Origin of the sequence: Streptomyces sp. NPDC001502 (assembly GCF_042894785.1) — a bacterium.
In the GTDB taxonomy this organism is placed as follows: Bacteria; Actinomycetota; Actinomycetes; order Streptomycetales; family Streptomycetaceae; genus Streptomyces; species Streptomyces kutzneri.
The window spans coordinates 1-23,400 of record NZ_JBIAVW010000044.1 but is presented as its reverse complement, the minus strand read 5'-3'; the positions used below and the strand labels follow the sequence as shown (position 1 = coordinate 23,400).

Genomic DNA, 23,400 nt, shown 5'->3' with positions numbered 1-23,400 from the left:
GGGGCTGAAGGATCGGGGCTCCGCCCCCGGCCCCGCGCCTCAAACGCCGGCGGGGCTGAAGGAGCGGCGGGGCTGAAGGATCGGGGCTCCGCCCCCGGACCCCGCGCCTCGCCGGCGGGGCTTGGGGGAGCGGTGAGGCTGAAGGATCGGGGCTCCGCCTCCGGACCCCGCGCCTCAGGCGCAGGCCGGGTCGTGACCAGGAAATACCTCGCCGGAGGCGGGCCGCATCGACCGATCGGATGACCCTTGGGTCAGCCGGTGCGGTGGGTGGGGCGAGCCGGTACGGGGACGGGGTGCGGGGGGTTCCGGGCCGAGGCTTGGAGCAGTGAAGGAGCCGGTCCGACCGGCCCGGACCGACCCGATGCCGCCCCCGTGCCACCGTGCCACCGTTCTCAGGAGCAGAGATGAACACCCGCACCCGCGTTCTCACCGGTACCGCCCTCGCCGTCGCCCTGGGCGCCGGAGCCTTCGGTGCCGTGAGCGCCAGCGCGACCCCCGCCTCCGACGTCGCTTCGGCGTCCGTCGCCTCGGTCTCCTCGAAGAAGGACGGGCCGGGCGACAAGAACTTCACCACGACCACGCACCTCACCATCGACGCCGCGACCCGCGCCGCCCAGGTCGCTCTGAAGGCCGCCGAGTCCGAGAACCAGAAGGTGACGGTCGCCGTCGTCGACCGCAACGGCAACACCATCGTCACCCTGCGCGGCGACGGCGCGGGTCCGCAGTCCTACGAGTCGGCGCAGCGCAAGGCCTTCACCGCCGTGTCCTGGAACGCCCCGACCTCGGTGCTCGCGGGCCGGCTGGCCCAGACCCCGAACCTGAAGGACATCCCGGGCACCCTCTTCCTCGGTGGCGGCACCCCGGTCCAGGCGAACGGTGCGCCCGTCGCCGGTGTCGGCGTGGCCGGTGCCCCGAGCGGTGACCTGGACGAGAAGTTCGCCAAGGCGGGCGTGGACGCGCTCGGCAAGTAACCCGCCCGGCCGGCCCGCCTAGGATCGAGTGCGTGGAACCCCGTGCTCTCTCCCGCCTCGCCGCCCCTGCCGTCGCCGCCCTGCTCGCCCTCACCACGGGGTGTACGGGGGACACGGTGCAGGGGCGGCCGGGTGCGTCGGGGCTGCGTGATCCGTACTTCCCCCGGGCCGGGAACGGCGGCTACCAGGTCGACCACTACGCGCTGGACCTGGACTACGACCCCGCCGACGGGCGGCTGCACGGTACGGCCGTGATCACCGCCCGTGCCGAGCAGGCGCTCAGCTCCTTCAACCTGGACTTCAGCGGTTTGGACGTCGAGGGCGTGACCGTCCAGGGCGAGGGGGCCCGGTACAACCGGACCGGGAACGAGCTGACCGTGCGCCCCGCCGAGGACCTGAAGAAGGGGGAGGTCTTCCGTACGGAGGTCGACTACAGCGGGAAGCCGAAGCCCCTCGCGGATCCGGACGGCTCCAAGGAGGGCTGGATCACCACGGAGGACGGTGCGGTCGCCGTCGGCGAGCCGGTCGGCTCGATGACCTGGTTCCCCGGCAACCACCACCCGAGCGACAAGGCCGCGTACGACATCACCCTCACCGTTCCGCGTGGCTACGAGGCGGTGTCGAACGGCGAGTTGCGTTCCCGTACCGAGGACGCGGACGGGCGGACCGCCTTCGCGTGGCACAGTCCGGAGCCGATGGCGAGCTATCTGGCGACCGCCGCCATCGGGCCGTACAAGGTGACGACCGGGCGGACGCCCTCGGGGGTCGGCCTCTACAGTGCCGTGGCGCCCGGGGAGGAGGCCGCGAGCACCGGTCCGCTCGCGCGGCTGCCGGAGATGGTGGAGTGGGGCAGCGGCCGGTTCGGCCCGTACCCCTTCGCCACGGCGGGCGCGATCGTGGTGCCCGCCGGGACCCTCACCTACGCGCTGGAGACCCAGGGCCGGCCCGTCTACTCCGGCGCGCCCAAGAGCGAGGAGCTCGTCGTGCACGAGCTCGCGCACCAGTGGTTCGGCGATTCGGTGTCGCCGAAGTCCTGGAAGGACATCTGGCTCAACGAGGGTTTCGCGACCTACGCCGAGTGGCTGTGGGCCGAGGAGCACGGCGGGCCCACGGCGCAGCGGCACTTCGAGGCGTTCCTGGCCGGGGACACGGACGTGGACGAGGACGCCGGTGTCGACTGGGACGCCTTCCCGCCGGCCTCCCCGCCCGGGCCCAAGGAGATCACCGCGGTCCCGGTGTACTACCGCGGTGCGATGGTCCTGCACCGGATCCGGCAGGAGGTGGGCGACGAGAAGTTCTTCGCCCTGGTGCGCGGCTGGGCCGCCGACCACCGGCACGGGAACGTGAGTACGGCCGAGTTCACCGCCTACGCCGAGGAGAGGACGGGGCACGACCTGAAGAAGGTCTGGGACGTGTGGCTGTACGGGAAGGATCGCCCCGTGTAGGGGCGCGGTCCGCTACGGGGCTTCGAGGGTCTTGCGCAGCACGGTGCAGTCGCGGCCCATCTCGCGGTCCTTGGACCTGCGCAGGGTGACGTACCCCTGGGACTGCCAGAAGGCGAGGGCCTTGGGGTTGTTGTCGAGCACGGCGATGCGTACGCCCGCGCGTCCGGCGGTGCGGAAGCGGTCCTCGACCAGGGTGGCCACGGCGCGGCCGTATCCCTCGCGGTGTGCGGTGGCGTCGATGAGCAGCAGGCCGATCCACGGGTCCGGGTCGTCGTCGGCGGGTGCCTGCGCGAGGGTGGCGGCCAGTCCGACGAGGCGGCCGGCGGACCGGGCGAGGAGCACCTCGGCGCTGTCGTGGGCGAGTTCACCGGCGAGCGCGGCGGCGACCTGTTCGACCGTGATGCGGTCCGGGTCGGGGAAGTCTCCGCTGAGTTCGAAGAACGCGTGGTTCGTCGAGTAGAGGGCGGCGATCTCGGTGAGTACCGGGCCGGGAAGGGCGCCGTCGATGGGGACGAGCGGTTGCAGGATCACCTGTCGAACGGTAGCGAAGCCCCCTCCCCGGACGGCCGGGAGGGGGCTTCACCAGCGCTGGTGTCCGGCGGGTGCCGGACCTGCCGGACCTGGCGGTCTTAGACGTTGACGCCGAAGTCCTGGGCGATGCCGGTGAGGCCGGAGGCGTAACCCTGGCCGACCGCGCGGAACTTCCACTCGGCGCCGTTGCGGTAGAGCTCGCCGAAGACCATGGCGGTCTCGGTCGCCGCGTCCTCGGAGAGGTCGTAGCGGGCGATCTCGGCGCCGCCGGCCTGGTTCACGACGCGGATGTACGCGTTGCGGACCTGGCCGAAGTTCTGGCTGCGGGCCTCGGCGTCGTAGATGGAGACCGGGAAGACGATCTTGTCCACGTCGGCCGGGAGGCCGGCGAGGTTGACGTTGATGGCCTCGTCGTCGCCCGCGCCCTCGCCGGTGCGGTTGTCACCGGTGTGGACGATGGTCTGGTCCGGGGTGGACTTGTTGTTGAAGAAGACGAAGTGGCCGTCGGAGACGACCTTGCCCGTCGGGTTGACGGCGATGGCCGAGGCGTCGAGGTCGAAGTCGACACCGGTCGTCGTACGGACGTCCCAGCCGAGGCCGACCGTGACGGCAGCGAGGCCCGGGGCCTCCTTCGTGAGCGAGACGTTGCCGCCCTTGGACAGGCTGACAGCCATGGGAATGTCCCTTTCCTCATCCAACATGCACGTACAGGCGGTCAAACTACCGCTGCCTCCTATAACGCGACGAGAGGCCGGTCGGGTTCCCGTCGTGAATGGTCCGTGACGGCGAATCTCGGCGAATCTCGGCGAGCCGGACGGGGAGGGCGGTAAATACGGGTGACGGCAGCCGCGCCGGGAGCGGATCATAGGGGCATGCCTGGTCCTTATGTCATCCGCGGTTCGGTCGTGCTCCCCGAGGGAGAGCTCGCCTGGCGCTTCTCGCGGTCCTCGGGGCCCGGCGGTCAGCACGTGAACACCTCGGACTCGCGCGCGGAGCTGCTGTTCGACCTGGCGGCCACCAAGGCGCTGCCCGAGGTGTGGAAGGAGCGGGCGCTGGAGCGGCTCGCGGCGAGGCTGGTGGACGGGGTGGTGACCGTACGGGCCTCCGAGCACCGCTCGCAGCTGCGCAACCGGGAGATGGCGCTGGTCCGGCTGGCCTCGCTGCTGGCCGAGGCGACGGCGCCGCCGCCGAGGCAGCGCCGGGCGACGAAGATCCCGCGCGGGATCAACGAGCGACGGCTGCGGGAGAAGAAGGCCCGGGCCGAGACCAAGCGCGGCCGCACGGGGCGGGACTGGTAGCCCCGCCCGTGCCCGTCTTACGCGCCCAGGTGCCGGTAGCGCCCGCGGAAGTACGTCAGCGGCTGTCCGTCCGGGGACGGCAGGCCGGCTGTCAGGACCCGGCCGACGACCAGGGTGTGGTCGCCCGCCTCGACGCGGTTCTCCGTACGGCATTCCAGGGTGGCCAGGGCGCCGCTCAGCAGGGGCGCGCCGGAGGCCTCGCCACGTGAGTACGGCAGGTCGGCGAAGAGCAGCCGGTCGCTGATGCGGCCCTTCATCGAGAAGCGGCCCGCCACCTGGAGCTGGTGGTCGGCGAGGACCGACACCGCCCACACGGGCTGTTCCGCCAGCAGGTCGTCCATCCGGGAGCCCTCGCGCAGGCTCACCAGGACCAGGGGCGGATCCAGGGACACGGACATGAAGGCGGTCGCCGTCATGCCGACGTCCTCGCCGCGCGGGCCGTCCGCCGTCAGCGGGGGCTCGTGCGCGGTGATCAGGCACACGCCCGCCGCCAGCCGGGACATCGCGGCCAGGAACTCGTCATTGCTCACTCCCTCAGCATGGGGGGTTCGGTGGGACGGGGCGGGTACGGGGGTCGTCTTCAGCACGCTGAAACGCTAATCTCGCCCTTCCGCGCCGCACATCGGGCCCTGGTCCGAGTCGCGTCCCCGCCCCTTGGCCTAGGCCCGGGCGTATCGTTTGCTCACGGGAATGGGAGGGAGCGCTCCCAGCCGTGCACGAGCCCACTGCGTACCGATATTCACCTGATGTGACTTGAGTCACAGAGGGCAAGATTTGTTGACCCTGTGTACCTGCCGCACAGCTCACTGTGATTCAGTGGACGGGACACCGCAACGAAACGCCGATGACAAACCTGGAGTTGCTGTCGAGGTCTCGGGGAGAGCGAGCAATGGAGACCGAGTCGGAGCCGTACGTCCGTCTTGCGACCCTGCGGCAGCTGCACCGGGTGGTGGCCGAGCTCAATACGGCCCGGAGCCTGGCGGACACTCTGCAGACCGTCGTGGACGGCATCGTCGTGGGGCTCGGCTACGAACTCGCCTGTGTCAACCTCGTTCGCCCGGACGGTGATCTCGTCGTCGCCGCCTTCGCCGGCGACCCCGCCGCCGAGGCCCTCATCACCGGCCGCGTCGGCTCCCGCGCCTCCTGGGAACGCCGACTGACGATGGGTGAGAACTGGGACGGGCTCAGGTTCATCCCGCACACCGAGGGCTGGGTCCTCATGGAGGACGACGTCCCGCAGTGGCACACCGACGGCCCCGATCCGCGCTTCGAGGACGAGTGGCACCCCGAGGACCGGCTCTACGCCCCCATGTATGCGTCCGGCGGGGAACTTCTGGGTGTCATTTCGGTGGACAGACCGCGCAACGGCCGCCGGCCCGGCGCCTGGGGCCGCGAAGCGCTCCAGATGTACGCCTTCCAGGCGGCGATTGCGATCAGCAATGCCAGGCTCCGGGCGAACATGCAGCGCGCGCTCGTCCGGCTGGAGCGCGAGCAGCAGGCGCTGCGGGCCAGTGAAGAGTCGTTCCGCCAGGCCTTCGAGTACGCGCCCAGCGGCATGGCCATCGCCGAGATGGGCGGCGACCAGCACGGCCGGCTGCTGCGGACCAACGACGCGCTGTGCCGGCTGCTCGGCCGGCCCGCCTCCGTCCTGCGCCGCTACTCCTTCTCCGACCTGGTCCACCCCGAGGACATCGGCACCCTGCTGCGCACCTCCGCCGAGGGCGGCCGCGCCGAGCTGCGCCTGGGCCGCCGCGACGGCACGTATGTATGGGTCTCGCTGCGCAACTCCGTCGTCGCCGACGCCGCCGACGGACCCCGCTTCCTGCTCACGCACGTCGAGGACATCGAGGAGCGCAAGCGGCACGAGCTCCAGCTCGCCCACCGCGCCAGCCACGACTCGCTGACGGGCCTGCCCAACAGCGCCGAGCTGCGGGCCCGGCTCGGCGCCCGGCTGTGCCGTAGGCCACAGTCCGCACGGGCCACCGCGATCGAGGCGCTGGACGCGGCCTTCGAGGGGCGCGACGGATACGACGGGCACACGGCGCACGGGGCCCACGGGGGGCATGCGGCGCACGCGGGGCACGACGGGCACCCGGTGGGGGCGGAGGCGGGTGGTGCCGGTGAGCACGGGTTTCATGCGGACGGCCCCGACCGGTTCTCCGGGTCCGACCCCTTCGAATTCCCCGGGGCGCCGCCCGCCCCGTCGGACGGTCCCTACGACCACCACGTGCACACGGTGGCGCCCGCGACCGACATCGACGACGGGACGAAGGGGCTCGCCGTCCTCTTCTGCGACCTGGACGGCTTCAAGTCGATCAACGACCGGTTCGGGCACCACACGGGCGACGCGGTCCTGATCGAGGTGGCCCGGCGGCTGACGACCGGCGTCAGGGACGGTGACACCGTCGCCCGGCTGGGTGGTGATGAATTCGTCGTTCTGGCCGACGGCCTGGGCGCCGCCGACGCCGCCGACCTCGCCGTCCGGCTGCGCAACGCGATCATCCCGCCGATCCGGGTGGACGGCCGTGCGGTGCGGGTCGGGGCCAGTTTCGGCATCGGCTGGGCCAGCTGCGGGATGTCTGCCGACGAGGTGCTGCGCTCCGCCGACCAGCGGATGTACATCGAGAAGAGGTCCCGGTCGAAGGCCCATCGCCGGGCGGGATGAGGCGGTCTGCCGCTCGTGGGTGCACGTGTTCGGGGTAGGCTCCCGGGGGTCGAAAGGAGTGACCTGCGATGACGACGCCCGCGAACAACGGCCCGCACGGTGGGGCGAACAAGCCCGAGGACGACGATCCGTTCGGCTACCTCTACGAGGATGGCCAGGCGGCCGGAGCCACCCCGCCCGCATCGGGCGGTGGATACGGCTACCCGGGCGCGTCGGCCGGCGGTCACCCCGGGCCCCAGCCCGGCGTCCCCCGCACCTCGCACCACCAGGTGCGTACGGTCGGTGAGCGCAGGAACGGCGGCCAGCGCGGCCCCGTCCCGCACCAGCAGGGTCCCGCGCAGCAGCCCCCCGGCTACCAGGCCCAGTACCAGGCCCCGGAAGCGCTCCAGGCGGGCGGCTACGGCGTTCCGTCGCAGCAGACGCAGGCGGTAGGGCAGCCGGGTGGTCACGGCGGCGGTCGTGGCGGTGCGGGCGGGTCCAGCCGGCGCGGTCTGCTGATCGCGGCCGTCGCGGTGGTCGCCGTGGTCGTGATCGGCATCGTCGCGGCGCTGCAGTTCGGTGACAAGGACAAGGGCAAGGAACAGCCCACCGCGAACGAGGGCCAGCAGTCGGCGGCCCCCCAGAACCCGGCCAGCCAGGCCCCGAGCAGCCCGAAGCCCTCGCAGGCCCCGCTGCCGAAGGGCGAGGCGGCCGGTGCGGGCATGGTGCTGACCGGTGGTGCGCGGCTGGAGAGCACGGTGCCCGGTTCGAAGAGCTCGGGCGGCCAGTACGTCGCCGGCTTCAACCAGCCCGGTGCGGCGCTCACCTGGACGGTGGACGTGCCGGAGGCGGGCGAGTACACGCTGTTCGTCAACTACGGCGTTCCCGGCAAGGACGGCAAGGCGACCCTCACGGTCAACGGGCAGAGCCCGAACCAGTCGCTGAACCTGGCCAACTTCGCCAAGGCGGCGGACGGTGCCTGGGACAAGGGCTGGACGCGCACCTTCGCGTTCATCACCCTCAAGAAGGGCCCGAACGCGATGAAGATCTCGTGCGAGGCCGGCAACCAGTGCGACGTCGTCTTCGACCAGCTGGAGCTGGCTTCGGGACACGTCAGGCGCTGACGGCAGGGACGGACTTCCCCGCAACGGATCAGGCTCTGCCGCGCATGCGGCAGAGCCTGATCCGTTGCGGGCCTCACGCTGCGGATCGGGCGTCAAGAGTGCGGCCCGCACGGCACTTTGACGGATTCTCGGCCCCCTCTGCGGAGCCGTAGTCAGCTGCCGGCAGCTGCCGACGGCCGCCGTCAAACGCCGGCGGAGACACGTACGGCGTGCCGCAGTTCCTCGTAGACGCCGGGGTCGAACTCTCCCGCCACCGGGGCGAGGACCGTGGCCGCCGAGAGGGCGACCGCACGGGTGAGGCGTTCCGGCCAGTCCAGGCCCTCCACCAGCGCGGACAGCAGGCCGGCGACCGCGGAGTCGCCGGCTCCGGTCGGGTTGCCGGAGAGCCGGCGCGGCGGGGCCGCCTGCCAGCAGCCCTCGGCGGTGGCGGCCAGCAGGCCGTCCGGGCCGAGCGAGGTGACCACCGCGTGGGCGCCCCGGCGGCGGGCGTCCCGGGTGGCGGGGAGCGGGTCGCGGGATCCGGTGAGCTCGGCCAGTTCGGCGGCGTTCGGCTTGATGATCTCCGGGCGGGCGGCGACCCCGCGGCGCAGGGCCTCGCCGCCGGTGTCCAGCAGGACGGGCACCCCGGCCGCGCGGGCCGACCGTACGAGCAGCGCGTACGCGCCCACCGGCACGCCCGGCGGGAGGCTGCCGCACAGGGCGACGGCGCGGGCGCCGTACACGAGGTCCTCGTAGCGCGCGAGGAAGCGCGACCACTCGGCTGCCGTGATCAGCGGCCCCGGCTCGTTGAACTGCGTGGTGTCGCCGGAGGCCGCGTCGGCCACGGCGACCGTGCGGCGGGTGGTGCCCGCGCAGGGCACCAGGGCGTCGACCACCCCCGGGGACCGTGCGAGCAGCCCCCGTACGACGGATCCGACGGGGCCGCCGGCGAAGCCCGTCGCGGTCACCTCGTGGCCGAGGGCGGCCAGGACGTGCGCGACGTTGATCCCCTTGCCGCCGGCGCGTTCGGTGACGGCGGAGACCCGGTGCGAGGCGTGCGGAAGCAGCCTCGGCACTTGGTACGTGACGTCGAGTGCGGTGTTGAGCGTCACGGTAAGGATCATCGGCACTCCCGGGTCTGATGCTGCCGGGATCATGCCAAACGCAGGGCGGTCGGCCCAGTCCCGGGGCCGACCGTTTTCCCTCCGCGCGGCCGCTCGGCCGTCAGATCACCGGTCAGGAGGGCGGGCTGACGATCCATTCGCCGCGCCGCATGACTCCCGTGACGTCGAAGGCGGCGTCCAGCACGACGAGGTCCGCGTACTTGCCGGGCTCCAGCGAGCCGATCTCGTCGTAGAGGCCGATCAGCTTGGCCGGGTTGGCGGAGATCGCCTGGACCACGGACTCCACCGGCAGCTTGTCGAGGGTCACCGAGCGCTTGAACGCGGTGTCCAGGGTCAGCGTCGAGCCGGCGATGGAGCCGCCCTCCACCAGCCGTGCCACGCCGTGCTTGACCTCGACCTCCAGCGGGCCCAGGTGGTAGGTCCCGTCGCCGAAGCCGGCCGCGTCCATCGCGTCGGTGATCAGCGCGACGCGGTGCGCGCCCGCGTGGTGGAAGGCCAGTTCCAGTGCTGCCGGGTGCAGGTGGGTGCCGTCGTTGATGAGCTCGACGGTGATCCGCTCGTCCTCCAGCAGTGCGGCGATCGGGCCGGGTTCGCGGTGGGCGAGGGGCGGCATCGCGTTGAAGAGGTGGGTGGCCACGGTCGCGCCCGCGTCGATGGCGGCGCGCGTCTGCTCGTACGTGGCGTCCGTGTGGCCGATCGCCGCGATGACCCCGTGTTCGGCGAGCAGCCGTACGGAGTCCAGGCCGCCGGGCAGTTCGGTGGCGAGGGTGAACATGCGGGCGGCGCCGTGCGCGGCGTCGATCAGCTTGCGGACCTCGGCCGGGTCGGGGTCGCGGAGCAGGTCCTCCTTGTGGGCGCCCTTGCGGCAGGGGTTGATGAACGGCCCCTCGAAGTGGATGCCGGCGATCTCGCCCGCTTGCGTCAGCTCGGCGAGCAGGGCGGCGCGGCGGGCCAGTTCGTCCAGGTCCCCGGTGACGGTGGAGGCGATCAGGGTGGTGGTGCCGTGCTCGCGGTGGGTGCGGACGCCCTTGAGGACGTCCTCGGCGGTGCCGGAGGTGAACGAGGCGCCGCCGCCGCCGTGGTTGTGCATGTCGACGAAGCCGGGGACGATCCAGTGCCCGGTCAGGTCGACGGTCCGCGCACCCTCGTGGGCGCTGCCGGCGATCCGGTCGCCGTCGACGATGACCCTGCCGTTCGCCACCGTTCCGGTGGGCAGCACCACCCTGGCGCCCGAAAGAACAGTGCTGTGCGCGCTTCCGGACATCAGGCAGGTACCTCCGTGGCGAGTAGGTCCCAGGCGAGCAGCCCTGCGCCCAGGCATCCGGCGGTGTCCCCGAGGGCAGCCGGAACGATGTGGGGGAGCCGCTGGAACGTCACGCGCTCCTCCACGGCCGTCCGTAGTGGTGTGAACAAGGTCTCCCCGGCCTCCGCCAGCCCGCCGCCGATGATCAGCGTGCGCGGGTCCAGCAGGGTGATGGCGGTGACCAGTCCGTCGGCGAGGGCGCCGACGGCGGCCAGCCAGACCTCCCGGGCGCGCGCGTCCCCGGACGCGACGGCCTTGGCGCAGTCCGCGGCGTCGGCCTCCGGGTCGCCGGAGGCGGCCGCCCAGGCGCGGCTGACGGCCGCGGCGGAGGCGAGGGTCTCCAGGCAGCCGTGCTGGCCGCAGCCGCAGGCGGGGCCGCCCGGGCGCACCACGATGTGCCCGATCTCGCCCGCGTACCCGTGGGCGCCGGCCTCGATGCGGCCGGCGATGCCGATGGCTCCGGCGATGCCGGTGCCGAGCGGGACGAAGAGGAAGCGGTCGGCGCCCCGGCCGGCGCCGATGCGGCCCTCGGCGAGTCCGCCCGTGCGCACGTCGTGGCCGAGGGCGACCGGGATGCCGCCGAGGCGGCTGCTGAGCAGCGCGCGCATCGGTACGTCGCGCCAGCCCAGGTTCGCCGCGTAGACGGCGATCCCGTTCTCGGCGTCGACGATGCCCGGGACGGCGACGCCGGCGGCCGAGGCGGGCCGTCCGAAGCGTTCCCGGCCGGTGTCGAGCAGCTCGGCGGCGAAGTCCTGGATCGTCTCGACGACGGCGTCGGGGCCCCGGTCGCGGCCGGTGGCCCGGCGCGCTTCGTGGAGCAGGGTGCCGTCGCCTGCGACGAGGGCGGCCTTCATCCCGGTGCCGCCCACATCGAGGGCGATGACGTGTTTCACGGGTTTCACAGAGACAGTCTCGCGTGCTCGGCGGGGAAAGGTCTAGTCCATTGGGAGGGATTGTTGAGTGGCCATACAAATTCGGGACCCGGGTCGGGAGCCCGATGTGGACGAGCCGCCAAAGTGGTGTAGACCTTACGTGGATCGTACGTACAAGAAGGGGTGGATGGAGAACTGTGAAGGGCCGTTACCTGAGCCTGGCCGCGTCCGGCGCCGTGCTGTGCCTGACTGCCGTGACGCTGACGGGCTGCGGAGCCATCGGCGGACTCACCGGAGACAACGAGGTGACCCTGCGGGTCGTGGCGGCCGACTACGGGGACAATCCGCAGAACTCCTCCGAGGCGTACTGGAAGGACCTCGCCGCGGGCTTCGAGAAGGCCAACCCGGGCACCAAGGTCGAGGTCAGCGTCTACTCCTGGTCCGAGGTCGACGCCAAGGTCGCCGAGATGGTCAAGGCCGGCAAGGCCCCCGACATAGCCCAGATCGGCGCCTACTCCGACTACGCCGCCGCCGGCAAGCTGTACTCGGCGGAAGAGCTGCTCTCCGTGAAGACCGAGGCCGACTTCCTCGGGCCGCTCGCGGACGCCGGCAAGGTCAAGCAGGTCCAGTACGGCATGCCCTTCGTGTCCAGCACCCGCCTGCTCTTCTACAACGAGAAGCTGCTCGCCGACGCCGGCGTGATCGGCAAGGACGCCAAGGGCTGGCAGCCGAAGAGCTGGGCGGACCTCGAAGCCGCCGCCAAGAAGCTCAAGGCCGCGAACGTGCCCACCCCCTTCGCGCTGCCGCTGGGCCGCGAGGAGGCGCAGGCCGAGACGATGATGTGGATGCTCGCGGGCGGCGGCGGCTACACCGACAACGAGGAGTCGTACTCCATCGACTCCGCCCCCAACGTCAAGGCGCTGGAGTTCCTGCGGGACAAGATGGTCGGCCAGGGGCTGACCGGCCCCGTGGAGCCCGGCAAGCTGGACCGCCAGGCCGCCTTCGACGGCTTCACCAAGGGCGAGGTCGGCATGCTCAACGGGCACCCGACGCTGCTCAAGCAGGCCGCGGCCAAGGGCGTGAAGTTCGGCATGGTGCCGCTGCCCACGTCCGACGGCAGCGACCAGCCCGCGATGGGCGTCGCGGACTGGGTCATGGCCTTCAAGAACGGCCACCGCCAGGAGTCCGGCAAGTTCCTGGACTTCCTGTACCAGCCGAAGAACGTGACGGCCTTCACCGAGAAGTACGACCTGCTGCCCGCCACCACCAGCGGCTACCAGGCCAAGCAGGCCGCCACCGGCGGCTCGGCCCCGCAGCTGAAGCCCTTCCTGGCGGCACTGCCCAGCTCCCGGCTGTACCCGGTCGGCAAGAAGTCCTGGGCGGGCGTCAGCGAGGACATCAAGCAGAACATCGGCAAGACCGTGCAGCCGGGCGGACAGCCCGCGAAGGTGCTGGAGCAGATCGCCACCGCCGCGCGGGCGGCGGACCCGCACTGACCGGTGGCGGCGGGCCGGGTGTCAGAGCGCGGCGTTAATCTGGCGGTATGACGGACGAGGGGCAGCTGACGGCCACGGAGGCCGCGGTGCTCGCGTACGAGGGACGCACCTGGCCCGGGCCCGGAGCCAAGGAACGGGCCATACGGGAAGGGCTGGGGATGACCCCCGTCCGCTACTACCAGTTGCTCAACGCACTGATGGACGACCCGCGGGCACTGGCCCACGCCCCGGGCACGGTGAACCGGCTGCGCAGGATCCGCGAGGCCCAGCGAGCCCGGCGATAGCCGTAGCCGTGGCACCGCCCGGCCGTTAGGGTCGTGCGTATGGGGAGTCATCCGCACGACCTGCCGATGCCCGTCACCGCAGCCGGACGCGAGGGACTCGCGGCCCTGCTGCACGCACCCCGCCGGTCCGTGGTCGCCCTGGACTTCGACGGCACCCTCGCCGACATCGTCCCGGACCCGGACCAGGCCCGAGCCCACCCCGGAGCCGTCCCGGCCCTGTCCGTACTCGCCCCCGAGGTCGACTCGGTGGCGGTGATCACCGGACGGCCGGCGGGCGTCGCCGTCCGCTACGGGGGCTTCGCCGGAGTCCCCGGCCTGCAGCACCTGGTCGTCCTCGGCCACTACGGAGCCGAACGGTGGGACGCCGTCAGCGGCATCGTCCACGCGCCCGCCGAGCACCCCGGGGTGGCGGCGGTCCGGGCGGAGCTGCCGGGGTTCCTGGACTCCATCGGGGCCTGGCGCGGCACCTGGATCGAGGAGAAGGGCCGGGCGCTGGCCGTGCACACCCGGCGGGCGGAGGACCCGGCGGCCGCCTTCGCGGCGCTGCGGGAACCGCTGGCGGAGCTCGCGGCGCGGCACGGGCTGATGGTCGAGCCGGGTCGGGCGGTGCTGGAGCTGAGGCCGCCCGGCATGGACAAGGGCGTCGCCCTGACCGAGTTCCTGGCGGAGCGGGGCGCGGAGGCGGTGCTGTACGCGGGCGACGACCTGGGTGACCTGGCGGCCTACTCGGCGGTCGAGAAGCGCCGGGCCGAGGGCCTGCCGGGGCTGCTGGTGTGCAGTGGCTCCGCCGAGGTCCCCGAGCTCGCCGCCCGCGCCGACCTCGTCCTCCCGGGCCCGGGCCAGGTGGCGGCCTTCCTGTCCGCCCTGGCCGAAGCCATCCGTACCTGACGGTCCGCTGCGGGGGCTCCGCCCCCGAACCCCCGCGCCTCAAACGCCGGCGAGGCTGGATTTTCCAGCCGTCCGGCGTTTGAGGACCGGGTCCGGGCAGAGCCCGGTTTCTCAGCCGGGGCTGGACGGGTCCAGGGCCGAGAGCTGGGCAGTGAACCAGGCCGTCGGGGGGAGGGACGTCGCCGCCGCCGCGAGGCGTTTGGTGCGTTCCGCGCGCTCACCCACCGGCATGGCCAGCGCCGCGTGCAGCGCGTCCGCCGTCGCCGTCACGTCGTACGGGTTCACCGTCAGCGCGTCCTGGCGGAGCTCCTCGTACGCCCCCGCCCCGGTGGACAGCACCAGCACGCACCCCGCCTCCGACACCACCGGGATCTCCTTCGCCACCAGGTTCATCCCGTCCCGCACCGGGTTCACCAGCGCCACGTCCGCCAGCCGGTACGCCGCGAGCGAGCGTGCGAAGTCGTCCTTCACCGACACCAGCACCGGCCGCCAGTCCTCCGTACCGAACTCCGCGTTGATCTCCGCCGCCAGCGCCGCCACCGCCGCCGTGTAGTCCCGGTACACCCGCAGGTCCTGCCGCGACGGATACGCCGACGCCAGGTGGACCACCCGGCCCCGCCACTGCGGGCGCGTGGTCAGCAGTTCCCGGTAGGCCAGCAGGCCGCGCAGGATGTTCTTCGACAGCTCCGTGCGGTCCACGCGGACGATCGTCCGCAGGCCGTCGACCTCCGCCCGCAGCTGCGCCAGCTTCGCGTTCACCTCCGGCCGGTGCGCCAGCGCCCGCAGCTCGTCCCCGTCCACGCCCAGCGGGTACGCGCGCACCTGCGTGGTGCGGGTGGGCCACACCGTGTACCGGCGGTGCTCCACCACCGAGCCGTCGCGCACCTCGGCCTGCCCCCAGGCGTCGTCGAGCCGCGCCGAGCCCAGGAACTCGGCCGCCCACGCCTCGGTGTGGAAGCCGAGCACGTCCGCGCCGAGCATGCCCCACAGCAGGGTCTCGCGGACCGTGTCCGGCAGCATGGCGAGATAGCCGGGCGCGGCCCACGGGGTGTGCGTGAAGTGCGCGATCCGCAGGTCGGGGCGGAGCACCCGCAGCAGTCCGGGCACCAGGGCCAGGTGGTAGTCCTGGACCAGCACCTGCGCGCCCTCGGCGGCCTCCTCGGCCAGGGCCTCGGCGAAGGCCTGGTTGTAGCGCTCGTACGACTCCCACCGCCGCCGGAACTCCGCGTCGAAGACCGGCTCGCGCGGGATGTCGTACAGGTGGTGGTGCGTGAACCACAGCACAGAGTTGGCGATCCCGTTGTACGCGTCGTCATACATCGTGGGATCGATGTCCAGCATCCGGACGCCCGGTTCGGCCACGCCCCGGCGGACCGCCTCCCGGTCCGCGTCCGAGAGCGCCGCGCAGATCCACAGCGCCTCCGGCTGCTCGGCGAGGGCCGTGGAGAGTCCGGAGACCAGACCGCCCCCGCCGCGCCGGGCGCTGAGCGTCCCGTCCTCTGCGAGGGCGTAGGAGAGGGGGCCGCGGTTCGCTGCGACGAGCACCTGGGAAGCCATGCGGCCAACCTAGCCCGGCCCGGGCCCGCTCAAACCGTACGTTCGCTCACGCCACGCGACGCAGCGCGTACTCCTTGATGCCCGCCATCGGCGGCCGCTCCTCCGTGTCCACGGGATGCGTCCGCGGTACGAAGCCCTCGGGCCCGCGCTCGAACTGCGTGAGCTCCGGCCGTACGAGGTGCCCGCGCGAGAGCCGTACCTGGGCGGTGCGGTAGATCGCCGCGGCCATCCGGCCCAGCGCCTGCCCGTCCTGGTGGCGGTGGACCCGTACGCCCACGTCCACCTGGGCCAGCGCGTCCAGCCCGACCGTGTGCAGCGCGTCCACCAGCAGGCCCAGCTCGACGCCGTACCCGACGGGGAACGGCAGCCGCTCCAGCAGCGAGCGGCGTACGGCGTACTCGCCGCCCAGCGGCTGCACGAAGCCGGCCAGCTGCGGCCAGTGGAGGTTGAGGAGCGGGCGGGCGACCAGCTCGGTGACCCGGCCGCCCTGGCCCGGGGTGCCCCCGAGCGGCCGGTCGTACATCGCCTTGACGAACTGCACGTCGGGGTCGGTCAGCAGCGGTCCGACGATGCCGGAGACGAAGGTGGCGGAGAAGTCCCGCAGGTCGGCGTCGACGAAGCAGACGATGTCCCCGCCGGTGGCCAGCAGCGAGCGCCACAGCACCTCGCCCTTGCCGGGCAGCGCCGGGAGGCGGGGCAGGATCTCGTCGCGGTGCACCACCCGGGCCCCGGCCTTCGCCGCGACCTCCGCGGTCCGGTCGGCGGAGCCCGAGTCGATGACGACCAGCTCGTCGACCAGGGGGACCGGCAGTCCCTCGATCAGCTCACGCCGCACGGTCTCGACGATCGCGCCGACCGTCGCCTCCTCGTCCAGCGCGGGCAGCACGACGCTGACCGTGGTCCCGGCCGCCCGTTTCCGGTCGAGCAGCTGGTCGAGCGGTCGGTCGGCGGCGGACCAGGAGCGGTCGGCCAGCCATCGCTCCACCTCTTCCAGCACCCTCAGCACTCCCTGCGTGTCGGCGATATTCGCCCTTATGTGATCCATCTCGCGGTTCGGACGGCTGTCTCAACCGCCCGGGCCTTCGGTTACAGTCTTGAACAACGCGAAGGACCACCGCATGCCGGGGGTCCCCGCGTACAAACGCACCGGCGCGCCACAGAGCGCGTGTGCCGGTGCCATACCGCTCATCCAGAGGGGCAGAGGGACACGGCCCGTTGAAGCCCCGGCAACCCTCCAGTCGGTTCTCGCGATCGCGCGTCAGCGCTCGTCAGCGAGGTCCCCGGCTAGGGAAGGTGCCAATTCCGTCTCATGGCGAAGTGCGCCATGGGGAAGATGAGGAGAAAGGGCCTCGCCATCATGGCTGCACAGACTGTCGCCACCTCTGCCCACCTTGATTCTGTCGACCTCGGACCTGCCACCGGCCTTTCCTGTCGCGAGTGCGGTACCCGCTTCGACCTCGGCCCCATCTTCGCGTGCGCCGAGTGCTTCGGACCGCTGGAAGTCGCCTACGACCTCCCGACCGGTGACCCCGAGGCCCTGCGCGCCGCGATCGAGGCCGGCCCGAACAACATCTGGCGCTACGCGCCGCTGCTGCCCGTCCCCGCGGACGTGGCGTCCAAGCCCAGCCTGAACCCCGGCTTCACCAAGCTCGTGGACGCGGCCAACCTGGCCAAGGAGCTGGGCATCACCGGCAAGCTCTACGTCAAGGACGACTCCGGCAACCCGACGCACTCCTTCAAGGACCGCGTCGTGGCCATCGCCGTCGAGGCCGCCCGCGCCTTCGGCTTCACCACCCTGTCCTGCTCCTCGACCGGCAACCTGGCCGGCGCCGTCGGCGCCGCGGCCGCCCGGGCCGGCTTCCGCTCCTGCGTGTTCATCCCGCACGACCTGGAGCAGGGCAAGGTCGTCATGGCCGGTGTGTACGGCGGCGACCTGGTCGGCATCGAGGGCAACTACGACGACGTCAACCGCTTCTGCTCCGAGCTCATCGGCGACCCGCTGGGCGAGGGCTGGGGCTTCGTCAACGTCAACCTGCGTCCGTACTACGGCGAGGGCTCCAAGACGCTCGCGTACGAGATCTGCGAGCAGCTCGGCTGGCAGCTGCCCGACCAGATCGTGATCCCGATCGCGTCCGGCTCGCAGCTGACGAAGATCGACAAGGGTCTGCAGGAGCTCATCAAGCTCGGCCTCGTCGAGGACAAGCCGTACAAGATCTTCGGCGCCCAGGCCGAGGGCTGCTCCCCGGTGTCCACCGCCTTCAAGGCCGGTCACGACGTGGTCCGCCCGCAGAAGCCGAACACCATCGCCAAGTCGCTGGCCATCGGCAACCCGGCGGACGGCCCGTACGTCCTGGACATCGCCCGCCGCACCGGCGGTTTCGTCGAGGACGTCACCGACGAGCAGGTCGTCGAGGCCATCAAGATCCTCGCGCAGACCGAGGGCATCTTCGCCGAGACCGCGGGCGGTGTGACCGTCGGCGTGACGAAGAAGCTCATCGACAACGGTCAGCTCGACCCGACGCTGACCACCGTCGTCCTCAACACCGGTGACGGCCTCAAGACCCTGGAGGCGGTGGCCGCGGACAGCGGGCAGACCGCCACCATCCGCCCGAGCCTGGACGCCTTCCGCGCCGCCGGCCTGGCCTGACCACCCTCCACGTACTACCGGAAAGGCAGTAGCGCCATGAGCGTCAACGTCCGCATCCCCACCATCCTGCGCACCTACACCGGCGGCGTCGCCGAGGTCCCGGCCGAGGGCGCGACCCTCGCCGAGGTCATCGAGTCCCTGGAGAAGAACCACCCGGGCATCGCCGCGCGCGTCCTGGACGACCAGGGCAAGCTGCGCCGTTTCGTGAACGTCTACGTCAACGACGACGACGTGCGCTTCGAGGGCGGGCTGCAGGCGGCGACGCCCGACGGCGCCGGCGTCTCGATCATCCCGGCTGTTGCCGGCGGTTGCTGATTCCCCGGATCTCTCCCGGTTCTCCCGGGTCACCGCCCAGGTGACACGCGCAAACCGAAATTGCCCCCTCCGCTAAAACGGAGGGGGCAATTCTGCTTGATTGGGCACGGTAGGGTTGGGGAAGTCCCCTCCGCTGTTTTTGCCCGCCGCATATGAACGGGCCGCGTGAGGGTCGACATCGGGCCAATGTGCGGGTGCGGTATGGGGCTTTGGCGAGATATGTCAGGCCCGAGTTGCCCTGGAGTATGGCAAATTTTCACTCTATTTCAATGTTTCTCGGTGTCCAGAATTCTCATCGGATTGACCTGTTGCAGACAGCATCCGCGCAGATACATTCAGCCTCGGTCGACGCGTTCCGACGCAAGTTCTGACCCGGGATCGTGAAGTGCGTTCCTGCGCAAGGGCCAGTAATAGGGGAGTTAGGCATGGCTCAGGGCACCGTCAAGTGGTTCAACGCGGAGAAGGGCTACGGCTTCATCGCGGTCGACGGTGGTGCGGATGTGTTCGTCCACTACAGCGCCATCCAGATGGACGGGTACCGCACCCTTGAAGAGGGTCAGCGGGTCGAGTTCGAGATCTCGCAGGGCCAGAAGGGTCCGCAGGCGGACATGGTCAAGCTCGCACTCGGCTAGTCCTGGCGCGATCGACCACCGACGCACAGTCGTCAGCGAAGACCTGGCACACCACGAGGGGCCCACATCCTTGACACGGGATGGGGGCCCCTCGTCCGTGTGCCCGGTAGTGGCGGGCCATCACCCCAAGCCGCTTGCACTCGGAGGGGTCGAGTGCTAATCATTGGCGTTAGCACTCTCCACGTGAGAGTGCTACTGAAACGAGGACCGGGTCGGTGAGGCCCGCAGGGTCCGGCGGGAAGGAACCGCCGGGCTCGCAGGCCGTCCGTCGCGGGCGCGGGCGCGGTCCTGGGAGCAATCCACCGCTGTCCGGGAGGACCACTTCAGATGGCCAAGATCATTGCGTTCAACGAGGAGGCCCGGCGTGGTCTCGAGCGTGGGATGAACCAGCTCGCCGACGCCGTCAAGGTCACCCTTGGCCCCAAGGGTCGCAACGTCGTCCTTGAGAAGAAGTGGGGCGCCCCCACGATCACCAACGATGGTGTCTCCATCGCCAAGGAGATCGAGCTCGAGGACCCGTACGAGAAGATCGGCGCCGAGCTGGTCAAGGAAGTCGCCAAGAAGACGGACGACGTCGCCGGCGACGGTACGACCACCGCCACCGTGCTGGCCCAGGCGCTCGTCCGCGAGGGCCTGCGCAACGTGGCCGCCGGTGCCAACCCGATGGCCCTCAAGCGTGGTATCGAGAAGGCCGTCGAGGCCGTCTCCGCCGCCCTGCTCGCCCAGGCCAAGGATGTCGAGACCAAGGAGCAGATCGCTTCGACGGCCTCCATCTCCGCCGCCGACACCCAGATCGGCGAGCTCATCGCCGAGGCCATGGACAAGGTCGGCAAGGAAGGCGTCATCACCGTCGAGGAGTCCCAGACCTTCGGTCTGGAGCTGGAGCTCACCGAGGGCATGCGCTTCGACAAGGGCTACATCTCGGCGTACTTCGCCACCGACATGGAGCGCATGGAGTCGTCCCTCGACGACCCGTACATCCTGATCGTCAACTCCAAGATCGGCTCGGTCAAGGACCTGCTGCCGCTCCTGGAGAAGGTCATGCAGTCCGGCAAGCCGCTGCTGATCATCGCCGAGGACGTCGAGGGCGAGGCGCTCTCCACCCTCGTCGTCAACAAGATCCGTGGCACCTTCAAGTCCGTCGCCGTCAAGGCCCCGGGCTTCGGTGACCGCCGCAAGGCCATGCTCGGTGACATCGCCATCCTCACGGGCGGCACGGTCATCTCCGAGGAGGTCGGCCTCAAGCTGGAGAACGCCGGTCTCGACCTGCTCGGCCGCGCCCGCAAGGTCGTCATCACCAAGGACGAGACCACCATCGTCGACGGTGCCGGTGACAGCGACCAGGTCGCCGGTCGCGTGAACCAGATCCGCGCCGAGATCGAGAACTCCGACTCGGACTACGACCGCGAGAAGCTCCAGGAGCGCCTCGCGAAGCTGGCCGGCGGCGTGGCCGTCATCAAGGCCGGTGCCGCGACCGAGGTCGAGCTCAAGGAGCGCAAGCACCGCATCGAGGACGCCGTTCGCAACGCGAAGGCGGCCGTCGAGGAGGGCATCGTCGCCGGTGGTGGCGTGGCCCTGCTGCAGGCTTCCGCGGTCTTCGAGAAGCTGGAGCTCGAGGGTGACGAGGCGACCGGCGCCAACGCCGTGAAGCTCGCGCTGGAGGCCCCGCTCAAGCAGATCGCCGTCAACGGTGGTCTTGAGGGTGGCGTCGTCGTCGAGAAGGTGCGCAACCTGCCGATCGGTCACGGCCTGAACGCCGCGACCGGCGAGTACGTCGACATGATCGCCGAGGGCATCATCGACCCGGCGAAGGTCACGCGCTCCGCGCTGCAGAACGCCGCGTCGATCGCCGCGCTGTTCCTGACGACCGAGGCCGTCATCGCCGACAAGCCCGAGAAGGCCGGTGCCCCCGCGGGCGGCGGCATGCCGGGTGGTGACATGGACTTCTGATCGACCCCGGCTCCGGCCACTGGTTGATCGGCTGTTCTCGAACGAGGGCGGCACCCCCACGGGGGTGCCGCCCTCGGGCGTTTCGGGAGGCGTCAGAAGCCCGAGCTGTCGACGTCGAAGCCGAAGGGGTCCGGGACGGGCAGGGCCGTACCGAAGGGCACCGTCTTGCGGAACTGGTACCCGTGCGGGGAGGGATCCGAGAAGCAGGTGATCTCGGACGCCTGCATGTCGACGATGAGGTAGACGGGGACGAGCTGTCCGTACACGTCCATGTTCCAGGCTAGCGGCGCGGGGACAGGCGTGCCCGGCCCGCGGGGCGTTCTCCGCCGATCGGGGGGTAAAACCGCTGGCCGGGGCGGGTGGGGGCGTGTGACCGTACGGCCATGGGCCATTCCGTCGCGTACCCCGTCCACCGCACCACCGATCCCGCCGAGGCGTACGCCAAGGCGCGGCTGCTGTGCGGGCTGCTGGCCCGCCGGTACGAGGAGGTGCGGGTGGGGGCCGAGCTGAGCACGGTCGAGGACGTGCGGCGGATGGCAGCGCTGCTGCCGGACGCGAGGTACGACTACACGGAGATGCGCACGCACCCGGAGACGGACGAGCCCCTCTTCTTCGAGGTGGACGTGCGGACGGCCACCGACGCGGAGCTGGCCGTCGAGGTCCCGCTCGACTTCAGCTACACGGAACTGCCGGCCGCGGTGGCCGAGGAGGAGTTCGTCCGCGCCGTGGGTACGGGCCCCGCGTCCCTCGGCTGGGAGGGCTGCTGGCCCGACGAGCCCGAACTGGGCTCGTACGCCTCGCCCAAGTACGACGGCGTGCAGCTGGTCCTCAACAGTGACGCATGCGAGTGGTCCCGGCAGGTCGGCGGGGTCCACACCGTCTACGTCCACGTCACCAAGTTCGGCGACCCGGGCCGCGCCGAGCGGCTCGCCGCCGCGATCGGCGGCAGCGTGCTGGGCGAGCCGGAGCGGGGCTGCTGAGCGATGGGAAGTTCGATGGCCTACCCGGTGTTCCGGACCGACGACCTCGCCGAGGCCCATCGGCGGGCCCGCCTGCTGTGCGCGTGGATGAAGCCGCTCGACCCGCAGATGTGGCTCGTCGCGCAGGCGCACACCGTCCAGGAGGCCCGGGCGCTGGCGGCGCTCCTTCCGACGGGCTTGTTCGAGCCGTCGTACGACTGGGACCGGGACGTCTGGTTCACGGGCGCCGAACTGCCCGGTGACGACCGGGCGCTGGCGGCCGAACTGCCGCTGACCGTGGACGCGGACGTGGCTCCGGGCCCTGTCGAACAGGCCTTCCTGCGCACGCTGGGCAGCGGAGCGGCCAGGATGCGCTGGTGCGGAGAGTGGTCCCCCGCGATCCCGTCCTGGTCGCAGGATTCGACGAACCAGCGGGTGGAACTCGACATCAACGAGGAGCATCCCGACGGCCGGCACACCGTCTACGTGCACTTCCGGTACGACGACGAGGCGGGCGCCGCCCATCTCGCGGCCGCGATCGGCGGGTCGGTGCTGGGCCCCGGGCAGCGGGGCCGCTGAGGCCGTCGCCCCGGTCCGCATAGGCTGGGTGCATGGCTGATCTCTTCGTCAAGATCTGCGGGCTCAGGACCGCGCACGATGTCGACGTGGCCGTGGCCGCCGGGGCGGACGCCGTCGGGTTCGTCTTCGCGCCCGGGAGTCCGCGGACCGTGGACGCCGCCACCGCGCGGGAGCTGGCCGCGCGGGTGCCGGACGGGGTGCTCACCGTCGGCGTGTTCCGGGGGCAGGCGGTGGCGGACGTGCGCCGGTTCGCCGAGGAGAGCGGTGTGCGCGGGGTGCAGCTGCACGGCGAGGAGGGGCCCGAGGACTTCGCGGCGCTGCGCGCCGAAGGCCGGACCCTGCTGCGGGCCACTGCCGAGCGCGTGCGGCGCTGCGGTGAGTACGGCGAGGACCTGCTGCTGCTGGACGCGCCCGACCCGGGCTCCGGCAAGCCGTGGAACTGGGGCGCGGCGGACTTCACCGCGCCCGAGGGGCGCTGGCTCCTCGCGGGCGGGCTGAACCCGGGCAACGTGCGGGAGGCGCTCGCGGCCACCGGGGCGTGGGGCGTGGACGTGTCCAGCGGGGTGGAGCGGGAGCGCGGCGTGAAGTCGCCGGAGCTGATCCGCGCGTTCATCGAGGCCGCCCGGGCCTGACGCCGCCCCTGGGGTGCGGCCGTCTGCCGGGTGCGGGCCGTCTTCCGGGCGCGGGCCGTTTGCCGGGTGCGGGCTGTCTGCCGGGCTCTGCCCGGACCCGCGCCTCAAACGCCGGCGGGGCTGGAGATGTGGGCCCGTGCCTCAGTGGGTGGCGGGGCTGGATGTGGCGG

Annotated in this window: 24 protein-coding genes and 1 riboswitch; of the genes, 15 read left to right on the top strand and 9 right to left on the bottom strand. The window is 71.6% G+C overall.

Features of this window, described 5'->3' with window-relative positions; translation table 11 throughout:
- Positions 1–404 precede the first annotated feature (404 nt).
- Together ACFY0D_RS39600 and ACFY0D_RS39595 are read left to right on the top strand one after the other, a co-directional pair.
- The gene (locus ACFY0D_RS39600; RefSeq protein ID WP_390802710.1) at positions 405–971 is read left to right on the top strand and encodes a heme-binding protein; all 567 of its coding nucleotides are present in this window, start codon (positions 405–407) and stop codon (positions 969–971) included.
- A gap of 32 nt (positions 972–1,003) precedes the next feature.
- Entirely contained in the window at positions 1,004–2,416 is a 1,413-nt protein-coding gene (locus ACFY0D_RS39595) for a M1 family metallopeptidase (protein WP_390802709.1), read from the top strand.
- 12 nt (positions 2,417–2,428) lie between these two features.
- Here ACFY0D_RS39595 and ACFY0D_RS39590 read toward each other — a convergent pair whose 3' ends face one another.
- Together ACFY0D_RS39590 and ACFY0D_RS39585 are read right to left on the bottom strand one after the other, a co-directional pair.
- A complete protein-coding gene (locus ACFY0D_RS39590; protein WP_390802708.1) occupies positions 2,429–2,947 on the bottom strand; it encodes a GNAT family N-acetyltransferase in 519 nt (172 codons plus the stop codon).
- A gap of 98 nt (positions 2,948–3,045) precedes the next feature.
- Positions 3,046–3,621: a TerD family protein gene (locus tag ACFY0D_RS39585; RefSeq protein WP_030718836.1), complete on the bottom strand. Its 576-nt coding sequence runs from the start codon at positions 3,619–3,621 to the stop codon at positions 3,046–3,048.
- 198 nt (positions 3,622–3,819) lie between these two features.
- On the opposite strand from ACFY0D_RS39585, the gene arfB reads away from it, so the two are divergent.
- Entirely contained in the window at positions 3,820–4,245 is a 426-nt protein-coding gene (arfB, locus tag ACFY0D_RS39580; protein WP_390802707.1) for an alternative ribosome rescue aminoacyl-tRNA hydrolase ArfB, read from the top strand.
- Positions 4,246–4,262: 17 nt separating this feature from the next.
- Here arfB and ACFY0D_RS39575 read toward each other — a convergent pair whose 3' ends face one another.
- Positions 4,263–4,832 (bottom strand): flavin reductase family protein, encoded by a 570-nt coding sequence (locus ACFY0D_RS39575; protein ID WP_390802706.1) that lies wholly within the window; start codon positions 4,830–4,832, stop codon positions 4,263–4,265.
- Between the two features lie 302 nt (positions 4,833–5,134).
- On the opposite strand from ACFY0D_RS39575, the gene cdgB reads away from it, so the two are divergent.
- Positions 5,135–6,910: a diguanylate cyclase CdgB gene (gene cdgB / locus ACFY0D_RS39570; protein ID WP_390802705.1), complete on the top strand. Its 1,776-nt coding sequence runs from the start codon at positions 5,135–5,137 to the stop codon at positions 6,908–6,910.
- Positions 6,911–6,978: 68 nt separating this feature from the next.
- Positions 6,979–8,013 (top strand): CBM35 domain-containing protein, encoded by a 1,035-nt coding sequence (locus ACFY0D_RS39565; protein ID WP_390802704.1) that lies wholly within the window; start codon positions 6,979–6,981, stop codon positions 8,011–8,013.
- A 182-nt stretch (positions 8,014–8,195) separates the two neighbouring features.
- On the opposite strand, the gene ACFY0D_RS39560 is transcribed toward ACFY0D_RS39565, so the two are convergent.
- The 3 genes from ACFY0D_RS39560 to ACFY0D_RS39550 all read right to left on the bottom strand — a co-directional run bounded on the left by ACFY0D_RS39560 (position 8,196) and on the right by ACFY0D_RS39550 (position 11,312).
- Positions 8,196–9,116 carry a 1-phosphofructokinase family hexose kinase gene (locus tag ACFY0D_RS39560; protein ID WP_390802703.1) on the bottom strand — a complete coding sequence of 307 codons (921 nt, stop codon included), beginning with the start codon at positions 9,114–9,116 and terminating at the stop codon, positions 8,196–8,198.
- 112 nt (positions 9,117–9,228) lie between these two features.
- Positions 9,229–10,380 carry an N-acetylglucosamine-6-phosphate deacetylase gene (gene nagA / locus ACFY0D_RS39555; RefSeq protein ID WP_390802702.1) on the bottom strand — a complete coding sequence of 384 codons (1,152 nt, stop codon included), beginning with the start codon at positions 10,378–10,380 and terminating at the stop codon, positions 9,229–9,231.
- Complete coding sequence (locus ACFY0D_RS39550) at positions 10,380–11,312, bottom strand: ROK family protein (RefSeq protein WP_390802716.1); 933 nt, start codon at positions 11,310–11,312, stop codon at positions 10,380–10,382. Before ACFY0D_RS39550 ends, nagA begins: the two co-directional genes overlap by 1 nt.
- A 176-nt stretch (positions 11,313–11,488) precedes the next feature.
- Between ACFY0D_RS39550 and ACFY0D_RS39545 the strand changes: the two genes are divergently transcribed.
- The 3 genes from ACFY0D_RS39545 to otsB are packed head-to-tail and all read left to right on the top strand — an operon-like array spanning position 11,489 to position 13,959.
- Complete coding sequence (locus ACFY0D_RS39545; RefSeq protein WP_390802701.1) at positions 11,489–12,787, top strand: extracellular solute-binding protein; 1,299 nt, start codon at positions 11,489–11,491, stop codon at positions 12,785–12,787.
- A gap of 47 nt (positions 12,788–12,834) precedes the next feature.
- Positions 12,835–13,071 (top strand): DUF3263 domain-containing protein, encoded by a 237-nt coding sequence (locus ACFY0D_RS39540; RefSeq protein ID WP_030031449.1) that lies wholly within the window; start codon positions 12,835–12,837, stop codon positions 13,069–13,071.
- Between the two features lie 39 nt (positions 13,072–13,110).
- Positions 13,111–13,959 carry a trehalose-phosphatase gene (gene otsB / locus ACFY0D_RS39535; protein WP_390802699.1) on the top strand — a complete coding sequence of 283 codons (849 nt, stop codon included), beginning with the start codon at positions 13,111–13,113 and terminating at the stop codon, positions 13,957–13,959.
- Positions 13,960–14,070: 111 nt separating this feature from the next.
- Here otsB and ACFY0D_RS39530 read toward each other — a convergent pair whose 3' ends face one another.
- Positions 14,071–15,516: a trehalose-6-phosphate synthase gene (locus tag ACFY0D_RS39530; RefSeq protein ID WP_390802698.1), complete on the bottom strand. Its 1,446-nt coding sequence runs from the start codon at positions 15,514–15,516 to the stop codon at positions 14,071–14,073.
- A 46-nt stretch (positions 15,517–15,562) separates the two neighbouring features.
- The gene (locus ACFY0D_RS39525) at positions 15,563–16,513 is read right to left on the bottom strand and encodes a glucosyl-3-phosphoglycerate synthase (protein WP_390802715.1); all 951 of its coding nucleotides are present in this window, start codon (positions 16,511–16,513) and stop codon (positions 15,563–15,565) included.
- A 185-nt stretch (positions 16,514–16,698) separates the two neighbouring features.
- Positions 16,699–16,856: riboswitch (SAM riboswitch) on the top strand.
- A 17-nt stretch (positions 16,857–16,873) separates the two neighbouring features.
- Between ACFY0D_RS39525 and thrC the strand changes: the two genes are divergently transcribed.
- From thrC to groL, 4 genes are all read left to right on the top strand, one after another.
- Positions 16,874–18,163, top strand: a complete 1,290-nt coding sequence (thrC, locus tag ACFY0D_RS39520) for a threonine synthase (RefSeq protein WP_390802697.1) — start codon at positions 16,874–16,876, stop codon at positions 18,161–18,163.
- 36 nt (positions 18,164–18,199) lie between these two features.
- A complete protein-coding gene (locus ACFY0D_RS39515) occupies positions 18,200–18,478 on the top strand; it encodes a MoaD/ThiS family protein (protein ID WP_033223628.1) in 279 nt (92 codons plus the stop codon).
- Between the two features lie 425 nt (positions 18,479–18,903).
- On the top strand, positions 18,904–19,110 hold the full coding sequence (locus ACFY0D_RS39510) for a cold-shock protein (protein ID WP_030009783.1): 207 nt from the start codon (positions 18,904–18,906) through the stop codon (positions 19,108–19,110).
- A gap of 327 nt (positions 19,111–19,437) precedes the next feature.
- Positions 19,438–21,060, top strand: a complete 1,623-nt coding sequence (gene groL / locus ACFY0D_RS39505) for a chaperonin GroEL (protein WP_351163805.1) — start codon at positions 19,438–19,440, stop codon at positions 21,058–21,060.
- 92 nt (positions 21,061–21,152) lie between these two features.
- Here groL and ACFY0D_RS39500 read toward each other — a convergent pair whose 3' ends face one another.
- Positions 21,153–21,332, bottom strand: coding sequence for a hypothetical protein (locus ACFY0D_RS39500; RefSeq protein ID WP_390802696.1), 180 nt, complete (start codon positions 21,330–21,332; stop codon positions 21,153–21,155).
- 111 nt (positions 21,333–21,443) lie between these two features.
- Between ACFY0D_RS39500 and ACFY0D_RS39495 the strand changes: the two genes are divergently transcribed.
- From ACFY0D_RS39495 to ACFY0D_RS39485, 3 genes are read left to right on the top strand one after another with little or no spacing between them, the layout of a single operon-like run.
- Positions 21,444–22,040: a hypothetical protein gene (locus ACFY0D_RS39495; RefSeq protein ID WP_390802695.1), complete on the top strand. Its 597-nt coding sequence runs from the start codon at positions 21,444–21,446 to the stop codon at positions 22,038–22,040.
- Between the two features lie 3 nt (positions 22,041–22,043).
- Complete coding sequence (locus tag ACFY0D_RS39490; protein WP_390802694.1) at positions 22,044–22,598, top strand: hypothetical protein; 555 nt, start codon at positions 22,044–22,046, stop codon at positions 22,596–22,598.
- Between the two features lie 32 nt (positions 22,599–22,630).
- Positions 22,631–23,230, top strand: a complete 600-nt coding sequence (locus tag ACFY0D_RS39485) for a phosphoribosylanthranilate isomerase (protein ID WP_390802693.1) — start codon at positions 22,631–22,633, stop codon at positions 23,228–23,230.
- The last annotated feature ends 170 nt before the right edge of the window (positions 23,231–23,400 follow it).

Bases quoted from the DNA above. Each gene is read 5' to 3' on its own strand.
- ACFY0D_RS39500 (WP_390802696.1), bottom strand. From the start codon at position 21,332: ATGGACGTGTACGGACAGCTCGTCCCCGTCTACCTCATCGTCGACATG.
- ACFY0D_RS39600 (WP_390802710.1), top strand. From the start codon at position 405: ATGAACACCCGCACCCGCGTTCTCACCGGTACCGCCCTCGCCGTCGCC.
- ACFY0D_RS39560 (WP_390802703.1), bottom strand. From the start codon at position 9,116: ATGATCCTTACCGTGACGCTCAACACCGCACTCGACGTCACGTACCAA.
- ACFY0D_RS39495 (WP_390802695.1), top strand. From the start codon at position 21,444: ATGGGCCATTCCGTCGCGTACCCCGTCCACCGCACCACCGATCCCGCC.
- ACFY0D_RS39510 (WP_030009783.1), top strand. From the start codon at position 18,904: ATGGCTCAGGGCACCGTCAAGTGGTTCAACGCGGAGAAGGGCTACGGC.
- otsB (WP_390802699.1), top strand. From the start codon at position 13,111: ATGGGGAGTCATCCGCACGACCTGCCGATGCCCGTCACCGCAGCCGGA.
- arfB (WP_390802707.1), top strand. From the start codon at position 3,820: ATGCCTGGTCCTTATGTCATCCGCGGTTCGGTCGTGCTCCCCGAGGGA.
- groL (WP_351163805.1), top strand. From the start codon at position 19,438: ATGGCCAAGATCATTGCGTTCAACGAGGAGGCCCGGCGTGGTCTCGAG.
- ACFY0D_RS39515 (WP_033223628.1), top strand. From the start codon at position 18,200: ATGAGCGTCAACGTCCGCATCCCCACCATCCTGCGCACCTACACCGGC.
- ACFY0D_RS39540 (WP_030031449.1), top strand. From the start codon at position 12,835: ATGACGGACGAGGGGCAGCTGACGGCCACGGAGGCCGCGGTGCTCGCG.
- thrC (WP_390802697.1), top strand. From the start codon at position 16,874: ATGGCTGCACAGACTGTCGCCACCTCTGCCCACCTTGATTCTGTCGAC.
- ACFY0D_RS39565 (WP_390802704.1), top strand. From the start codon at position 6,979: ATGACGACGCCCGCGAACAACGGCCCGCACGGTGGGGCGAACAAGCCC.
- ACFY0D_RS39485 (WP_390802693.1), top strand. From the start codon at position 22,631: ATGGCTGATCTCTTCGTCAAGATCTGCGGGCTCAGGACCGCGCACGAT.
- ACFY0D_RS39585 (WP_030718836.1), bottom strand. From the start codon at position 3,621: ATGGCTGTCAGCCTGTCCAAGGGCGGCAACGTCTCGCTCACGAAGGAG.
- ACFY0D_RS39490 (WP_390802694.1), top strand. From the start codon at position 22,044: ATGGGAAGTTCGATGGCCTACCCGGTGTTCCGGACCGACGACCTCGCC.
- cdgB (WP_390802705.1), top strand. From the start codon at position 5,135: ATGGAGACCGAGTCGGAGCCGTACGTCCGTCTTGCGACCCTGCGGCAG.
- nagA (WP_390802702.1), bottom strand. From the start codon at position 10,380: ATGTCCGGAAGCGCGCACAGCACTGTTCTTTCGGGCGCCAGGGTGGTG.
- ACFY0D_RS39530 (WP_390802698.1), bottom strand. From the start codon at position 15,516: ATGGCTTCCCAGGTGCTCGTCGCAGCGAACCGCGGCCCCCTCTCCTAC.